At 36.6% G+C, this 17,652-nt stretch carries 12 protein-coding genes and 2 pseudogenes; 2 read left to right on the top strand and 12 right to left on the bottom strand.

Going from position 1 to position 17,652, the window contains the following annotated elements; translation table 11 throughout:
* Positions 1 to 25: 25 nt before the first annotated feature.
* Together ANCC_RS01030 and ANCC_RS01025 are read right to left on the bottom strand one after the other, a co-directional pair.
* Entirely contained in the window at positions 26 to 2,659 is a 2,634-nt protein-coding gene (locus tag ANCC_RS01030; RefSeq protein ID WP_233458278.1) for a sigma 54-interacting transcriptional regulator, read from the bottom strand.
* Positions 2,660 to 2,779: 120 nt separating this feature from the next.
* Entirely contained in the window at positions 2,780 to 3,109 is a 330-nt protein-coding gene (locus tag ANCC_RS01025; protein ID WP_006567862.1) for a hypothetical protein, read from the bottom strand.
* A 780-nt stretch (positions 3,110 to 3,889) separates the two neighbouring features.
* On the opposite strand from ANCC_RS01025, the gene ANCC_RS01020 reads away from it, so the two are divergent.
* On the top strand, positions 3,890 to 4,366 hold the full coding sequence (locus ANCC_RS01020) for a hypothetical protein (RefSeq protein ID WP_039946802.1): 477 nt from the start codon (positions 3,890 to 3,892) through the stop codon (positions 4,364 to 4,366).
* Positions 4,367 to 4,533: 167 nt separating this feature from the next.
* Here ANCC_RS01020 and ANCC_RS17555 read toward each other — a convergent pair.
* From ANCC_RS17555 to guaA, 8 genes and pseudogenes are all read right to left on the bottom strand, one after another.
* A pseudogene (locus ANCC_RS17555) lies at positions 4,534 to 5,604 on the bottom strand (IS256 family transposase); the annotation flags it as partial.
* Positions 5,605 to 5,856: 252 nt separating this feature from the next.
* Positions 5,857 to 6,456 carry an HNH endonuclease gene (locus ANCC_RS01005; RefSeq protein WP_006567867.1) on the bottom strand — a complete coding sequence of 200 codons (600 nt, stop codon included), beginning with the start codon at positions 6,454 to 6,456 and terminating at the stop codon, positions 5,857 to 5,859.
* Positions 6,457 to 6,458: 2 nt separating this feature from the next.
* A complete protein-coding gene (locus ANCC_RS01000) occupies positions 6,459 to 7,124 on the bottom strand; it encodes a hypothetical protein (protein WP_006567868.1) in 666 nt (221 codons plus the stop codon).
* A gap of 9 nt (positions 7,125 to 7,133) precedes the next feature.
* Positions 7,134 to 9,398, bottom strand: a complete 2,265-nt coding sequence (locus ANCC_RS00995) for an ATP-binding protein (protein WP_006567869.1) — start codon at positions 9,396 to 9,398, stop codon at positions 7,134 to 7,136.
* A gap of 23 nt (positions 9,399 to 9,421) precedes the next feature.
* Positions 9,422 to 10,837 (bottom strand): Eco57I restriction-modification methylase domain-containing protein, encoded by a 1,416-nt coding sequence (locus ANCC_RS00990; protein WP_006567870.1) that lies wholly within the window; start codon positions 10,835 to 10,837, stop codon positions 9,422 to 9,424.
* Between the two features lie 43 nt (positions 10,838 to 10,880).
* Entirely contained in the window at positions 10,881 to 11,096 is a 216-nt protein-coding gene (locus ANCC_RS18035; protein WP_006567871.1) for a winged helix-turn-helix transcriptional regulator, read from the bottom strand.
* A gap of 1,466 nt (positions 11,097 to 12,562) precedes the next feature.
* Positions 12,563 to 12,865 (bottom strand): annotated as a pseudogene (locus tag ANCC_RS00975) (tyrosine-type recombinase/integrase); the annotation flags it as partial.
* A gap of 392 nt (positions 12,866 to 13,257) precedes the next feature.
* Positions 13,258 to 14,799, bottom strand: a complete 1,542-nt coding sequence (guaA, locus tag ANCC_RS00970) for a glutamine-hydrolyzing GMP synthase (RefSeq protein WP_006567876.1) — start codon at positions 14,797 to 14,799, stop codon at positions 13,258 to 13,260.
* 165 nt (positions 14,800 to 14,964) lie between these two features.
* Between guaA and ANCC_RS00965 the strand changes: the two genes are divergently transcribed.
* Positions 14,965 to 15,540 carry a xanthine phosphoribosyltransferase gene (locus ANCC_RS00965; RefSeq protein ID WP_039946803.1) on the top strand — a complete coding sequence of 192 codons (576 nt, stop codon included), beginning with the start codon at positions 14,965 to 14,967 and terminating at the stop codon, positions 15,538 to 15,540.
* Between the two features lie 54 nt (positions 15,541 to 15,594).
* On the opposite strand, the gene ANCC_RS00960 is transcribed toward ANCC_RS00965, so the two are convergent.
* Positions 15,595 to 16,437, bottom strand: a complete 843-nt coding sequence (locus ANCC_RS00960; protein ID WP_006567878.1) for a helix-turn-helix domain-containing protein — start codon at positions 16,435 to 16,437, stop codon at positions 15,595 to 15,597.
* 84 nt (positions 16,438 to 16,521) lie between these two features.
* Positions 16,522 to 17,652, bottom strand: a complete 1,131-nt coding sequence (locus ANCC_RS00955; protein ID WP_006567879.1) for an NAD(P)/FAD-dependent oxidoreductase — start codon at positions 17,650 to 17,652, stop codon at positions 16,522 to 16,524.

Raw genomic sequence — 17,652 nt, 5'->3', positions numbered from 1 at the left:
ACAAGCTTTTTTCGCCTTTTATTATTTAAACATTTTTTATCAGACTATAAATCATATGAATTTCCATATCGTTAATCGACACATTATACTGGGCTTCTAAGACAGAAAAACTCTCTTTTAAGTTTTTCACAAAGCTTTCCCGACACTTCAAGCTTTGTGTCGGATTGCTTTCTGATAATTGTCCTTTTTCCAAAATCAGTCGTTCCACCATTACACAGATATGAATATAAAGCATCTTTTTCAGGTCAATCGGATAATTTTCTCCCTCCAAAATCTCCAGCCTTGTCAATGCTTTTTCCACATCGTCTAATATCTTATCCGGGTTGAGGATCGTCAGCTGTCCGATCAAATTTCTCATAGTAAAGCTGCGGACAATATTTTCAATAAACTTTTGAACCTTCTCCTTATCAAAATATTTGCCTACGGTTGCATAAATGACCTCTTCTCCCCGTTTGTCTATCAGTTCATTCAGATGAATCGCCGTATAATCCTCTGCCTCCAATTTACTCGTGGTAACTACAAACTGCACATTATATTTCCGGAAAACATCACACTGGCTCCCGTCCCTCTGCAAATCCGGAAACGGTGTCTCCACTACCTCCAGTTCGATTCCTTCCAGACACTCTTTGAGGAGAGTCTTCATTTTCACGGCAGTCCCCAGCCCCGTGATGCAGCATAAAACAATGGCCTTCGGTTTCTGTCTGCTGGGCACATACGACTTTTTTGTCACATGGTGAGACAGAATATTGTCCATGATACTCTGAAGATCTTCATGGCGCAGGATCCTCTCTCCCGCCTCTAATGCCATTTCCGTCGTAATATTGTTGACAATTCCAAGATCCCCTTCAATATCGTCTTTTAAGTCTCTGGATATACTCAGCAGAGACCCCATATCTACAAAGATCAGGAGACCTTTTGATGTATTGGTATTTTTTAAATATTTTTTTATCCTCGACACAATCTCGCTTTTCGGCGTATCGTATGCCATATCAAACGCCTCAAAGATATAAGTTTCAAATACCCTGTTTACCGTACTCGCAATACTGGACGCCGTTGCAGGTCCGTGGGATACAATAATCGCATTGGTATAGTCCCCGTCCTCCTTTGCCATACTGTAAAAATACAGCATAGCAAATAATCTCACAAACCAGGGACTTGACTCATAGTCCATAGTCTGGTGAATCATCTCCGTAAAAATCAATCCCATTTTATAGTAGCGGTACATAACCGGCTGCAGTTTCCTGACGATGATCTCATACTGGCTGTCGTCGGGTTTATCGCTCTGATTATTCAGGGCATATAAGATTTTTACAAACACCATCTCCATAACCCCATTGTACTTTAAGCCATAATTGTCCTGGAGATACACCAAAATATTGTTGACCGCCTGGTTATAAAGATTTTGTATAAAGGGGTCCATTTCCTGATAAATGACATCGTCTATCATATGATTGATCTCATCATAGATAATTTTGCGAAACCGGACCTTTGATATTTTCTTTTCCAGGTATTCATATACTGCCGTGACAATGGTCTCTGCCGGGAAATACACATGAATCTGCTCTGTTGTAAAGATATACTGAACCGACTCTTTTTCCGATGAAATCTCAACGTCCTGATTTACATAAGGAACGGAACCAGTGCCTGTCATAAATTTCTGTGTATCTGATAAATGTCTCAGCTTTAACGGTACCGGCCCCTTTTTGCCTTCCGCCTCATTATAAGCCTTTGTACACGACAGCTTAAGAATATTGCGAAGGCTCCCGATGTTCCCTTTCCCCTGAAAGGTCAGCAACCGGTTGATCACATTGCTGCTCACCAAAAAGCTGCATTCCATGACAAATGTCTCCTGATGAATCATATAAATGATCAGCTGATATCTTTCCTCCAGAGTCCGCTCATGAAACGGAGGGAGCGTTACCTCCACCGGAATCCTCCTTAAGAAAGTATCCAGCATGGATTCCTTTCCCTCTGTTGTGGCAAAAATCAGCCTGACATTGAGTTCAATATTATGTCCATTATCACCAACCCGTGACACAACCCCTTTGTCCATATAATGAAATAATTTTTCCTGACCTTCAGGCGAAAGACGGTGCACCTCATCTAAAAATAAATACCCATTATCCGCTTCCTCAATCAACCCCCTCGTGTCTCTGTGCGCCCCGGTGAAAGCACCTTTTTTATATCCAAACAAGACAGAAGACAGCAGTTCCTTGTTGTTTGCATAGTCCGCACAATTTAAGACGACAAACGGGGCATCCTCCGGTATCGTGTGGATATACTTTGCATATTTATAAATATACTCAGCCAGCAGACTTTTCCCCGCACCGCTTGGACCAAACAGTAAAATAGGCATATCCCGTTTGAGATAGATCGCAGACAACTTGCACTTTTCCACCGTCTCTTTAAGACTTTTGTCCGCACCAATAAAGGATGCAAACGGATCGTCGGAAAATGTCGAATCGTTTTCAATATAAGAAAACATCACCGGACGTGTTTTCTCCTTCCGGACGATTCCGTCTCTGGCAAGCTCATTTAGGATAGCGCTTGCAGTGTTTCTCTGAATACCCAGACAATCGGCAATTTCTTCTGCGGTTTGTTTGTTTCTGCTCTCCTGAAGAAGTTTTATGATGTTGTTTTTGTTCCCTGGTTTTCCCATTGATCTCTCCCATGCCATTGGACTTGTGGTTGGACTTCCTTATAAAAGAAATATAGCATGGTGGTGGGGTTTTGTCACTTGGGAATATGTTTTCATTATGTTTGTCATTAACTAAATATATTATATAGTTGCTCTGTCTTGTGTAGATTTTAATAATCCTCTCTCATCAGCTAAACAAAATTCCTCATTTATCTTTATTACCAGCAAAACTAACAATCTTAGAAGAGTAAAATAGTCCTGTTCATGACTTTTTTCATCTATTGGTTGTGTTCCATGTACATAACGATTACGCAGATCCAAACCATTACTAAATTCTGCTCTATTCAAAATATAATTAAAATAATCTTGTTCAGGCTTTGACAACAACGATGTTCCATATTCTAATACATTCTTTTTTACCAACTCTTCGATTAAAGATTTTATACTTTTTATATAGCTTGTGCATAACACTTCATGACCGAGTAGTTCCTTTATAGCTCAAACCTTTTTTATATTATTTCTTAGGAACCGTTCCTCAAGAATTATTATATATATTTAGTAAAAAACAAAAATTTTTTATTCACTTGTATATCTCCATATTTTTTTATTTCTTTTAATAAATTCTTTCTATCGGCTAAATTTAAAAAAATATATATGCATTAACCCAAATTTAAAAAATTCATCATTTGCTTTTTCTACTATCAAGTAACTTTTTTGTTCAATTCACGACCAATCTTATAACTATAGGAATCAAATTTTTCTGTTACTTCCGCTATCTCTTCCGTTTTTACGAAAAAGTCTGTAGTTAGGTCTCTTCCCTCCTAAAATATCACGATTAGCATATCATTATAGTACTAATTACTTAACTCAAAGTTTAATCAATTTAGGTCAAAAAATTCTTTACTTTCATTAATTATATGATATAATTTATCAAAACACTCTGACAAAATCATGTCATTTTGACGAAGATTGAAAAAATTAGAAATCATATAAAGATATTCAAAATAGCAAGTAGATGTTAGAAAATCGCAATATGAATCTAATAAAAACTAGCTTTAGGTACACCTCATTTAACCACCAATTATCATGGAATTTCTATTATTTTTAATATTATTATACATATAAATCTTTTCAATCAGTAGAAATTTCTAAAAGTTAATTTATGAATCAAATATAAGAATGCCCTGAATTTTCAAAATTAATTACCAATTTACTTTCTAGAATAAATTTTTCAAAAGGATGTGATTTCTTATGAATTTAAGTTCTATAATGAATATTGCATTATCAGGAATCGCTGGAGCGGTTTTAGCTCTAATAGGAAATAATCTTTTATTTAATAAAAGATCAAAGAATTATGATTTAAAACTTGAAAAAGAACTTGCAGTATACAAGTATAAAACTGAAGCAATTTTAGAAGCAATAGAATTCTTAGAAAATTATATTGCCTCATCACAAATTGAAAAAACACCATTCAAAGAAATGACTGTAAACGAATTAACTATACAAGCCAGGTCATGTATGGATAAATTAGTTGTATATTGTGATAATGCAGAATTAGTTGAAACTTTTGATAGTATTATTTTAAAAGGGGAAACTGTTAAATCTAAAGAATATATAGAACGTTTTAAAAATTTCAGGACTTTATGTCGTAAGGAACTTGGACTTAAAAATGTTAAATTTCAAAAAGATGAATTCTATTGGTGTATATCTACAAGTAATATTAAGTAAAGGGGATTGTCAAGTAAAATGTATAACTTTTGATTTTTAGAATACCGGTAGCCGATTTCACCAGTATTTTTGTTGTATCTGAGTGGGTCTCCTCTTCCCTTTTATCCCTCTTTCTTTTTGGGTGTCAAAACAAAGCCTTCTCTTTTGCCTATTGTGGATCTCGTGTTTTATATCCCTTCATATTTTCTCACCCGCAGCTGGATCTTGGGATCCATATCCATTTGATTCCTCACCATCGCCCAGTTCCTTACATGCCCTCTTCCCATTTTCTATATAATTCCTTGATCCGCAGGTACAGCACTTTCCGCAGCACATCTTCATTCGGGAACGCTCCCTGCTTCGTCACCTTTTGAAAACTCGAATGGATACTTTCTACCGTATTTGTTGTACACATGATCTTTCTTACCGTACTCCCATAGTTGTATAGTTGTTCTACATGGGCAAAATTTCTCTCCCATGCATCTAACGCTCCCGGATAGGCACTCCATGTCTGGTTTTAGTTTCTCTAATTCTGCCCTTGCCTCTTTCACACTGGGCGCACCATAGACCTTTCTTTAACTGACCCGTAAATCACTTATAGTTTTTGCTTGGTACGTACTTCCCCGAATTCCGGATCAGATGGACCATACACCTCTGTACCACCTCGTTTTTGAAGATCGCTTTTGCCCCGCTCTCCAGGCCACTGACTCCATCCGTGCATAAAAACTCCCCGTGCTTTGATCTCATCAAAGATCTGCATCCAGCTGTGCTTGCTCTCAGTCTCATTCAGCCATAATCCGAGAATACCTTTCTTTCCGTCGATGTCATATCCAAGTATTGTATAGACCGCATATTTCTTTATCTCATATTCTTTTCGAAAGGTATAACATACAGTCTGCAAAGACAAACGGTTAACATTCTTTCAAAGGATGGTTCTGCCATTCCTGCTGTTGTTCCAGTACACAGTCCGTAATATAAGAAATCGTCTCATGGGAGATCTCGAATCTCTAGACGTCCTGGATTCATTGTGGAAATGTCGCGCTGGCTCATTCCTTTTGATTACATGGAAAGGACTTTGTCTTCAATACCGAAGACGTTCGCAGGTTCGTAGTCCGCTTGGGTATGACCTTAGGGTCGAAACTGGCATCACGGTCTCTTGAGGCTTCGATCGGGATATCTCCATAAGAGGTCTTCATAGTTTCTTTCGAATAACCGTTCCAGCAGTTTTATCCATCCTTTTCACTGCGTTCATTGCTCTCGTTTTGGTACACTTCGTTAATAGTGTTTTCACATTTTAATGTATCTAGATTCTAATTATGTCATAATCTGCGCCACAATTACTTCAGTACTTTCTATAACTATTATTCATCCTAGGTATCCAACTTTATCTATTCATCCAATCCTTAATTCCCGTTTCCGTTCTTTTGCAGGAAAATACGTCATATACTTGGAAATAAAAATCTGAGTATTATACTCCGGTAATGTATACTTAACTGGAACTTATTAATTTGTTAATCTATTTCATCAAAAAAATCATTATAATATTCATAAAAAACAACACATAAATCTTTATATAAACTCTCCAAATTATCAACAGTTTTGTTTAATCTCTTTCTATTTTCAATTTCTTGTTTTACTTCCTTTAATTTTTTATGTACCCTTTCCAAGTTATAAATTAGTTGGTGTCTTTGTAAATATAATTTCAATTCATAATACATATACTCTCCAACCGGTGTTAAATAGAATATAGATCCGTCAGGGTTTCTTTTCAGATGATTATTATACTCATCACTGCACGGATCTACAAATCCATTATTTCCAACGACATTTATACTGCTACTTTCACTTGGCCATTTGTTAGATTTGGATATATTGCAAAAAGGACAAGAATAAAGCAAATTATCATAAGTAAATTTGAGCTCTGGAAATTTTTCTTTTGGAGCAAAATGTTCTACATGATACATTTTGCTTCCTCCTGCATATTTATCTGCATCGTCGCAATAAGCACATTTTTTATCAAAATCTATAATCAATCTTTTCTTGTTAGACTTGTTAGTCGTCCATCGAATTCCAGAATATGATCTAGATGGTATATTTTGTTTTATTTTCATTTTTATTCCTCTTTTAGCAACATATCAATTTTACTAATAAGTTCATCGATTTTATTAGCCTCAAATATCTTTTTAATATTATTAGGTATTGACGAATATCCATCTATTGTTCTTTCAAGTTTTCCGTCTATGTCCAATATTTTATTATCAATTTCGGCACTCTTTCCCTTTTGTGGCAAAAGCTTTTTTATTTCCCTTTTCCACTGCTCAATTTGCTTTCTATACTTTGATACTTGTTCTATTAATTTGTAATGTAACTCGATTCGTTCTTTAGGTTCTGACAAATATCTTTCAAAATCAAATATTTGATACGTATCAAATATTTCCTGTTCATATAATTCATCCTCATATGATGTTAATATAAATAATGGAAATCCATAAAATCTTTGGTCTATATATTTTGCGAGTTGTACACCTGTATAAGAAACAGTTGCACGTGATGATAGATTATAATCAATTAGCAAGGCATCTACTCTTTGTTCCAAAACCACTGTTGCTATGTCTTCCATTTCTGTGGTTAAATCTATCTCCACTACTTCAAATTCTATATTAGAATATTTTTCTACCTTTTGCTGTGAAGCACCTTGTATACCACACAAAAGATATGTCATTATTTGCGTAACTTTACTGCTATCATCATCTACTATACCAATTTTTATTTTTTCCATAATTTTCTCCTACATTGGAATCTTTAATTCAATGCCAAATCCGTTCTTCGTTTCTGTTAGTTTATAATCTCCATTATATTCTCGTACAGTTGAGGCAATAATATACATTCCTAACCCAGTTCCGATTACATTTCCATACTGATCATATTTGCTAGTTGTCCCCATTTTAAATATCTCATACGGATCCTTGAAATTCCCATCCAAACCTATTCCATTATCCATATAATTTATAATAAAATATTCCTTAGTCTCTAACTTGATTTTTATGGTTCTATTATCCGTACTAGCTTTCGAGAACGCTTCAATAGAATTAATAATTAAATTATAGATTATACTTTCAAAATCGGATTCAAATATCCTTCTTTCTGCATGATTGTCATCCTTCATTATGTTTACATTAACTTTTTTCTGTAAAAGAATTGGCTGCAACACATCAACTATTTTTTTAACTGTATCATACAAATCTTTTTTCGTTCTTTTTCTTTTATCTTTTTTACTCTGATTTGTTACTACAGTAATCCATGATTTGAGAAACATATCATTATTTTTTAAATCTTTCAAATTTCTTTCAATCAATATATGATTATTGTTTTCTATTGCAATTCGCATTGTATCTACTCTATTTACCAATAAAGCATTTATACTTTTTAAATCATGAACAATAGATGTTGTAATAAGACCATTTGTTGCAAGTGCCCTAAGTAATTTCAACTCAGAAATAAGTTCTTCTCGTTCCTCTTCGAAATATTGAATAGTCTTAGCGAGACTTTCAATTTTCTCATTCTGAGATTTTCGACTTTTATCCTTTTTCCCTGTCAATACATTCCTTGCAATTTTGCTACCCTCTTGCTTTGTTTTTTCTTTATGATTAACTCTATCATCATATTTCTTAAAACTTTTTACAATGTATGATCTATCCTTTTCTAGTACAGCAATTATCCTTACTATTGCTTCTTTTAGCATTATAAAACTTTCATTTTCTATAATTCCTTCTCGGCTAGACTTGTCAAGTATAGATGAATTTGAAATACGGGAAATAAATACAGTGCCTTGACCTTGCGCATTACGTACAGTCCATGCTTCGGTTTCACTTGAAATAGCGACTGGGTTTGCATTACTTCGTGCTTCTAAGCCTAACCAATCATATGAATCGGAATCACTTTCTCCATAAGGTCTAACCCAGAAATGGTCACGATATATCTTAATACCACCATGTTCTTCTAACCAATACCCTCTATTTTTTCCTATTTCTTTATAAAAAAATATTTCTTTAGCTCGTTTCTGCATTGTCAATTTCATAAAGACATAATCAAAATTGAATTTCCCTATTTTTTTAACCTTTTCAATATATTCATTATCTGATGTATTAAAAAGCTCACTTATCGAATATGTAAAGATTAATTTTTCAGCTTGAAAATCTTCTTTTCTATATGGATATCGTGACATTCGTTCTTCTCTAAATACAGAATCTGGTATTTTATTAACATCAAACTCATTCCGAAACAATTCAATATTAAAAAAATTTCCATCAAACTTGGCATTAATTTTATAATCATATTCATCCGAAAGGCTATTTTCAACTAATTCATATTGTGATGTATTATCTTTCTGTACACATATAAAAAATTCATCCTGTTCTCTTGGCGGGACCAAGAACTCCATGGATTTTCTCATTTTTTCAATCTGAGGCAGTAACCATTCATCTCGTAATTCGCTTATTTTAATAACTGTTCCTGTAGAAAAATCCATTTTTATTGCAGATTCAACTTCTAGTTTTTGAATTTGTTTTAACACAGTTTCAGGTATCTTTGTTTGTAAATCAGAATCCACATATTCAAATTCTGCTTCAACATCCTCTAGTGCTTTTCCATCCTCCTCAAAACTATTCCAGTTTGTTTTCCATCTAATAACACTACTTTCATCACTATTTCTTGTAAATAGTTCGCATACGCCCCCTAATCTATCTAATGCAAATCGTCCTATTCCCTTTTCACCTGATTTAATTCTCTTTTTAGTGGAAATATATTCTTTCTTTTTGTTATCTGTTCCAATCATCATCCAGTTATCTTCAATTACTTTTTTAGTCATTCCAATTCCATTATCAATTAAATATATACTGTCGTTTTGTATATCAAATAATAAATAACATACTGAGGCATCTGCATCATATGAGTTTTTAATTAACTCTATAAGAGCACTTTCTACTTTAGACACACTTTCTCTTCCTAATAAGATTGTAGCTCTAGATGAAATTTTATATTTTAGCTTTTCCATGCATTTCTCCTCCTGGTATGTTATTAAAACCTATATTCTTCTATGTCCTTAGATGTAATTCTAAGGGAGCTTCCGCTAATATGTATTCCAACCTTCTTTACATATTGCATAAACTCATCACTTTCCAAAATTGTTTTTGCATCATCTAATTTATATAACTGATTTCTTTTCCTTGTAATAATATACATCCCTGCATATGGAATGCACTTCTTATCCAATGGATACACTGAAACTGTATCTGTTATAACCGTAGAAACCAATAATTTTCTATGATTTAAAGTAGCTAATGCTTGAGATCTTCCATATTCAAACCATTTTGCATTTTTGTCACTTTCTCTTTTATCTAATTGCTCCCTAAATCCATCAAGGTATTGAAATGCACCTGGAAAGTTACTTATAAAATCATTCTGACTATACTTTACTAACTTTCCCTTGTCATAACTATACGGAAAAATAATTTTTTCTATTTTTTTATATCTTTTAGACCTCGGAGTAGCAGTCTCTCGCACTACTGCCTTTTCAATGTTTACTCCATTTACTTGATAATAACCATCTAATTCTATATAGTTTTCTTTTTTTAGAACATATGCTTCGTTCAATAAGGTGGCAACCACATGTGATACTTGAAAATAATCTCCAAAACGTCTTGTACCTGGAATTGCATCATTTGAAAAAAACCATTTCTTATCTAAATTAATTTTATCAATAATTATTTCAATTCCTGCTGCAATATCTTTATAAAGTAAATTTGCATTTTTATTATTCTTTGAAAGCACCATAATTGCTGATTTTACTAGCGCATTATTAAACATCTTCGCCTGCGTAAAATCATGGATTTCTTTAATATATGGCTTTATATATTCCCTTAAATTTTCTCCAAATACTGTTTTGAAAATACTACTAGGAATTAAATATGCCATTTCCCCATCTTCTACAAGACAATCAATACTTTTTTCAATAAATGCATAACAATAATCAAATTTTCCTTTTCTGCATGACTTAAACTTGTTTTTCAGAAATGTTTGTTGATCTTTCTTCATTTCCTTATAGGTAATATATGGTGGATTTCCAACTACAAACTGGAACTTACCGACATCATCAATTTGAAAATAGTCATTATTATAAAAATTCCATTTTATAGACTGTAAGTCATTGAGCTTTAAAACATTATTCAAATTACAGATGCATTTCTCATATTGTTCCTTATCTATCTCGATTGCACAAATATCATTTGCTAGACCAGCTCTAATCTGCTCTTTTGATAATTCTTGTCTATTGCAATCATCTATATACCTCTGTACCACAGCTACCAGTATATTTCCATCACCACAGGAATTTTCTAATATCCTTTTTCCATATAGATTCTCTGTATAACCAACACTATCCAGCAACTCTTCTACATAATCTGCTGGCGTAAATACCTGGCATTTTTTGTTCATAGTTTACCTCTTTATCTACATATTAAAAATCAAGCCTTGATTTTTAATATAATATGTTTTTGTAAATAATACTATTTGTACGTCCCTCTTGTATCACATACCCTGTTTCAACTAAAAATTTTATATATCTTCTTGTTGTGGCAGCAGTCTTTTCACATTTCAATTCTGCTTCTTTTCGAGTAATGCTTCCTTGATCCTGTAGCTCATCTATTATTTTTCTAACTTTGTCATATCCTTTTATTTTTAGAACTTCGCTCACTCTTTTGATTGAAGTCTACTTTTGTTTCAAGTCCATCTCTAATCTTAATTGTTGTTTCAAGATAATTCCGTTCATCATCAGTATCAAACTCAGGCATTGGAGAACCATTCTTTTTAAGTTCATTAAAAATGGTAGGAATTCCTGTTGACTATTTTTCCAACAAATGCAGTTCTTTAAAGAATTCTCCTATTATCCAGTTACGATACTTTCTGACACGTTCTTTATCTTGCACAAGTTTATCCATATCAATCCATTTAGCTGGACTAGGATAGTTTGAAATTACAATTTCATCTGTATAGATTCTTATTTCTACAGATGAATCATCTCTATATGATTTATGGAAAACCGTATTTACAACAGCTTCTCCTAATGCATTATATGGATAGTTATAAAATCGTGCCGATTCTGCCTGATTTTCATTTTTCTAAACTTTCACTTCTATGATGTTATTTTGTATATAACCAAGTGAATCTTTTACTTTTTTCCAGATTGGACCTGTAAATGTCTTTTAAACAAATCTCTAGATGCCTCCGCTTCCTCTGTATTAAACTTCACCAGATTTATCAATGCGCCAGGAATTAGCTTATCCGGTCTATCCATGAATATAAGAACATCAATATTACGAATTGCTAAATCTGTGTCCGTTTCATTTGCGAGTTCTCATGAAATTAATAAATCTACAAGGGTTCTCTTGTTCAACTCTCCTACTTATGAACTATTACTATCTCTGAGGAACTCTTCTACATGTCCACGTCTAATATCAGCTAAGGTAGCAATTCTATTAATTCGATCAGCATAGGGAATTGCATTAAACTTTTCACATATTCCATAAAGTCTTTTTCCAATTATATCATATCTGTACATATAAAATAATAACCTATATTTATTATCTTCCTCAAAAAATTTAACAAAATTCTATTTCCTAATTACATACTATCCTTATACTTCTCCCTATTCAATCTCATCGCAATCCCCCCCCGAAAGCAGATGCCTATAATACAATGTAATCCTCTTACTTTTATGACCAACCCGTTCTCCAATTGCAACTACAAAATATCCAAGATGCAAACGCAGTGAAACATGTGAATACCTAAGATTATATACCCCAATATCTTTCACTTCATCCTTTTCTATACATCTTTTCATTTCTCTTCGCAGTGATCCTCGTATATGCACATATTCTTCCCTCTCTTACCTGTGTTGGCTCTAGATAAATATGCAATTCTTGTATCAAAAATTTGACATTGTCACAACACGAATACTTCTGTCTGTTTTGCTCTACTAAAAATATCTGACCTTTTATTTCAATGATAAGTCTTTGTAACTGAAATCTGACCATTTTCTATATCAATAGCTTCCAATGTAAGGGCCAGTCCCCCTTCTCTAAATCCACACTAATACAATACTTCAAATGCATAGTAAAACATGGAATCTTTCTCAACCATATCAATAAATTTAAAATACTTTTACTTTGTCAAAAAATTAATCCGCAATGACCTTTCTGCATCTATTGTTTCTGCATCTTTTACCGGATTTCTTGGTAAATCATAATATTTTACTGCATGATTAAAGACAGGGCTGAGCTGGGTCTGCACTGTCTTTAAATATTTTTTCGTATATTCTTCTCCATCTTTTGTCTTCATCTGAATCAGTTGATTTTGCCATTGCATAATATCCCGCAGCTTTATTTCATTCATTGGTTTATCTTCGAAATACCACAAGAATTTTGTCTCCGCTATATGTACTTTCGTGTGCCAGGTACTTTCTGTGACTCTTGGTTTTTAGTCTGCTTCATATGTTTTTCAAAACGCTTCAAATGTTTTATTTAGTTCACGCTTTTGATCTGTTTGAACTCTGCCTCCCCTTTTAGTGCGTCCTTCTTTGTCTAAATCCCTCTTTTGGTTTTACGACATTTATTATTTTCAGCATCCCGGTAATATAATAGTTCTTTTCATTTTCCTGTATTTATTTCATCCTTATAAGCTGACATCTAATTTCTCCCTTTTTTTCGATACTTTATCGTATCAATACACCAGATACAAGCCATGGAGTTTATTTAAATCGTTTTGAACACCAAAATCATAAAAAAATGAACAGCCCGGAATTCGGTCCAAATTATGGAATTCCCGGGCTGTTTTAATACGAAAAGGTACTAAAAATACTATTCAAACTCAATCGTAGCCGGCGGTTTCCCCGTACAGTCATACATCACCCGATTGACATGTTCCACTTCATTCACGATCCTGGTTGTCACTTTCCCAAGCACTTCCCAAGGAATCTGTGCCGCATCTGCAGTCATAAAGTCTGATGTATTCACGGCTCTCAGTGCAATGGCATAATCATAGGTTCTTCCATCCCCCATAACTCCCACGGACCGCATGTTTGTCAATGCTGCAAAGTACTGACCAAGTCCTTTATCCACACCTGCTTTTGCAATTTCTTCTCTGTAAATTGCATCGGCATCCTGCACGATCTTAACCTTTTCCGCTGTTACTTCTCCGATGATACGAATTCCAAGTCCCGGTCCCGGGAATGGCTGTCTCATGACAAGGTATTCCGGAATTCCAAGTTCTCTTCCGGCCTGTCTTACTTCATCTTTGAACAGGTCACGGAGAGGCTCGATGATCTCCTTGAAATCTACATAATCAGGAAGTCCTCCCACATTGTGATGGGATTTAATGGTGGCAGATTTACCGACACCACTCTCAACCACATCCGGGTAAATGGTTCCCTGTACCAGGAAGTCCACAGATCCGATTTTCTTTGCTTCTTCCTCAAAAACACGGATGAATTCTTCCCCGATGATCTTACGTTTCTGTTCCGGTTCTTCTACTCCCGCTAATTTTTCATAAAATCTATCCTGAACGTTCACTCGGATAAAGTTCAAGTCATACGGTCCTTCCGGTCCGAAGACTGCTTCTACTTCATCACCTTCATTTTTGCGGAGCAGTCCATGGTCTACAAACACACATGTCAGCTGCTTTCCGACTGCTTTCGCCAGCATAACGGCTGCCACAGAGGAGTCCACGCCTCCGGACAATGCACAGAGCACTTTTCCGTCTCCAACTTTTTCACGGATAGATTTGATCATGTCATCCACAAAAGAATCCATGTTCCAGTCGCCCTTGCAGCCGCATACTTTGTATAAGAAATTGTAGATCATTTCTTTGCCCTGTTCTGTATGCATAACTTCTGGATGGAACTGGGTTGCGTAAAGCTTCTTGTCCGCATTTTCCATAGCAGCCACCGGGCAAACAGGGGTTGTCGCGGTTATCTTAAAACCTTCCGGTGCCTGGGCGATATAGTCGGTATGGCTCATCCAGCAGACTGTTTTATCGCCCACACCGTCAAAGAGCTTGGATGAATTGTCCAGATCCACTTCTGTGTGCCCGTACTCGCTGACAGGGGCGGTCTCCACCTTGCCGCCGAGGACATGGGCCATCAGCTGGGAACCATAGCAGATACCCAAGATCGGGATTCCCAGTTCAAATATTTCTTTTTCGTATGTGGCGGAATCTTCTCCGTAAACGCTGTTTGGCCCTCCGGTGAAAATGATTCCTTTTGGATTGTATTCTTTTATTTCTTCAAGTGAGGCAGTATAAGGTTTGATTTCGCAGTAAACGCTGCATTCTCTGACTCTCCTTGCGATTAACTGATTGTACTGTCCCCCGAAATCAAGGACAAGAAATTTCTCATGGTTCACGGGCGTTCCTCCTATATTCCTATATATCTTTATAAAATAACCTATATTCTTATATATTATAAGGTAGGCATGGTGTTTTTACAACTCAATTCTTCCCTGATCTCATTGATTTTGACAGCTTTTGGTGCTAGAATGATAAAAAAGTCGAATGAAATGGAGAATTTTATGAAATTATTAGAGGAGCGCATTTTAAAGGACGGCGTATTGAAGGATGGGGGAATCCTCAAAGTTGACAGTTTCTTAAACCACCAGATGGACATCGGGCTGCTTCAGGAAATAGGGAAAGAATTCAGAAGACTGTTTCCGGAAAACATCACCAGAATCTTGACCATTGAAGCCTCAGGGATTGGGATCGCCACGATCGCAGCACAGTATTTTGACAATATCCCGGTTGTATTTGCAAAGAAATCCATGTCCAAGAATCTGGACGGAGACCTGCTGACCTCTAAGGTAATTTCTTATACAAAAGGACTGGAATTTGATATCTTTGTAGAAAAGAAGTTCCTGTCCCCGGATGACAATATCCTGATTATTGACGACTTCCTCGCCAATGGACAGGCATTAAACGGATTGATCGATCTTGTCAACGGCTCCGGTGCTAATCTGGTTGGCTGCGGTATCGTGATCGAGAAAGGTTTCCAGGACGGCGGTCAGATTATCCGTGAGAAAGGTGTACATTTAGAGTCTCTTGCAATCGTGGAAGACCCGAAAGACGGAAAATTGTGTTTTAGAGAACAATAAAGATACATATAAGATAAGAGTTGATGATTTTTATACATCAGCTCTTTTTAATACTCACCCTAAAATAATCAGCCTGTTTTTATATTCCGCTTCCTCCAAACTCTTGATATACCGCACCGGCGTCATATTCGTATATTTCCGAAAGTCTTTCATCATATGGGACTGGTCATAATATCCGGCATTCATGGCAATGGCCAGCAGGTCCTTTTCGTCCTCTTCCCATTTCAGGCTGTTTAAAACGGTCTGAAACCGGGCGATCTTACAATACGTTTTCGGTGAAATTCCCATATTCTCTTTAAACACCTTATTTACATAACGGACAGAATACCCTGTCAATTCACCCAGTTCTTCAATCTTTACATTTCCGGCCCGCCTGGTGATCTCATCAATCAGGTAATTTCCAAGATTTCTGTCTTCTAAGTGCTCCAGCTTTTCCTGATTACAGTTCACATAAAAATTTAAAAAAGCCTGTATCTGTGCCCGGAAGTCACGGCTTTGAATGATCTTGTCATATACTTGTTCTGCCTTCATAAATTCCATCAGCGCTGCTTCCCCTTCGACCAGTTCATTGGGATTCACCGTATCAGGCAGTATGACCTTTCCCGGCATAAACCGGATGCCGAAAAAGTAATCTCCCGGCTTTCCGATCATCGGGGAAGCCTTCAGCCTGGTGCCGATGATGCTGGCATATGGGTAATCTTTGCTGCAATAAAACAGAAAGTCCACACATCCGTCCGGTACAATGGACAGGATGTCGTGGACGTCCTCTTCGACTTCAAATGCATAAAAATGTGAAATTCCGTAAGCCATCATCACGGCCTTATAGTAGTGGGATGTTGTCATGACCAATGACGGCTGCTTGGGTACAATAAGTTTTTTCAGGTGTTTTGGCTCCATATCTCTTCCCTGCCCCTCTGCTTGATTCTACTATAATGCTTCACTGCTGTGTTGTACAGAATTCCTGTGTATTTTATTTTGTAATCAGATTTTGGCTTGAAAACGATCGTATCTAAACGCCGTCAAATCCAGTGCCGTACTGCCGTCCACCACCATCTGAGAGAGCTGTTCCCCTACAGCCGGGGCAATTCCGAAACCATGTCCGGAAAATCCGCAGGCCAGGATCAGTCCGGGTACTTCCTCAACTTTGCTGATGACAGGAACTTTGTCGGCACACAGGTCCATCCATCCGGCCCAGGTGCGGACAATTTTAGCATCAGACAGAGATGGGAAGTATTTCATGATGCCCCGGCAGATGCAGGATGCTGTGATGCTTGAGTTAACCGGAGTACCATTATCCTTATTGAAGCCTTCAAAGTTTGAGGAACCGCCGAAGACAAAGGAACCGTGTTTCGTCTGATGGCCGTAAAAATCCGCTTCCGCCGTTCCAAGCATTTGTCCGAACATTTCCGGTTCTGCCTCTGTCACCAGACATTCCAGCAGTGCAGGCTGCATAGGGATATCCACGCCCACTGTACCCGCGATCTCCCTGCTTTCAAGCCCTGCTGCCAATATAATATTCTCTCCTTCATACACGTTTTCTTTCGTAATGACCTGCCTTGCTTTCCCTCTGATCTTCCGGATTTCAGTCACTTCTTCCCCGGTAATGAACCTGGCTCCCAATTCCCTGGCTTTCTTATAAAATGCAAGTGTGGTGAGCATTGGATTTGCATGGCCATCGGTAGGACACCAGCTGGCTCCTATGACTTCATCAGATAAGTACGGACAGATTTCCCGTACTTCCTCACCTGAGATCATCCGCACATCCAATCCGCAGGACCGGGTATTTTCAGCCAGTCCGCTTAAAATTTTCATGTGTTCTTCTGTCTTGCCAAGCCGCAGGTTTCCATCCTGACAGTATTCCACATCTGTTCCCAGCTCTTCTGAGAGAGACGGCCAGAGATTTTTTATTCCATACATGGCAAGGGGAAGTTCCCGTTTGTCCCGGCCGGACTGACGGACACCGCCTCCGTTTCTGCTGGAACCCCCATTTCCCAGGTGATCACTCTTTTCCAGTACGATAACGGAGCAGCCTTTCTTTGCCAGATAATAGGCAGTGGCGTTTCCGATTACACCGCCCCCTATCACGATCACATCTGCACAACGATTTCCCAT

This window comes from Anaerostipes caccae L1-92 (genome assembly GCF_014467075.1).
GTDB classification, from domain to species: Bacteria; Bacillota; Clostridia; order Lachnospirales; family Lachnospiraceae; genus Anaerostipes; species Anaerostipes caccae.
This window is presented reverse-complemented; position numbering and strand designations above follow the sequence as displayed.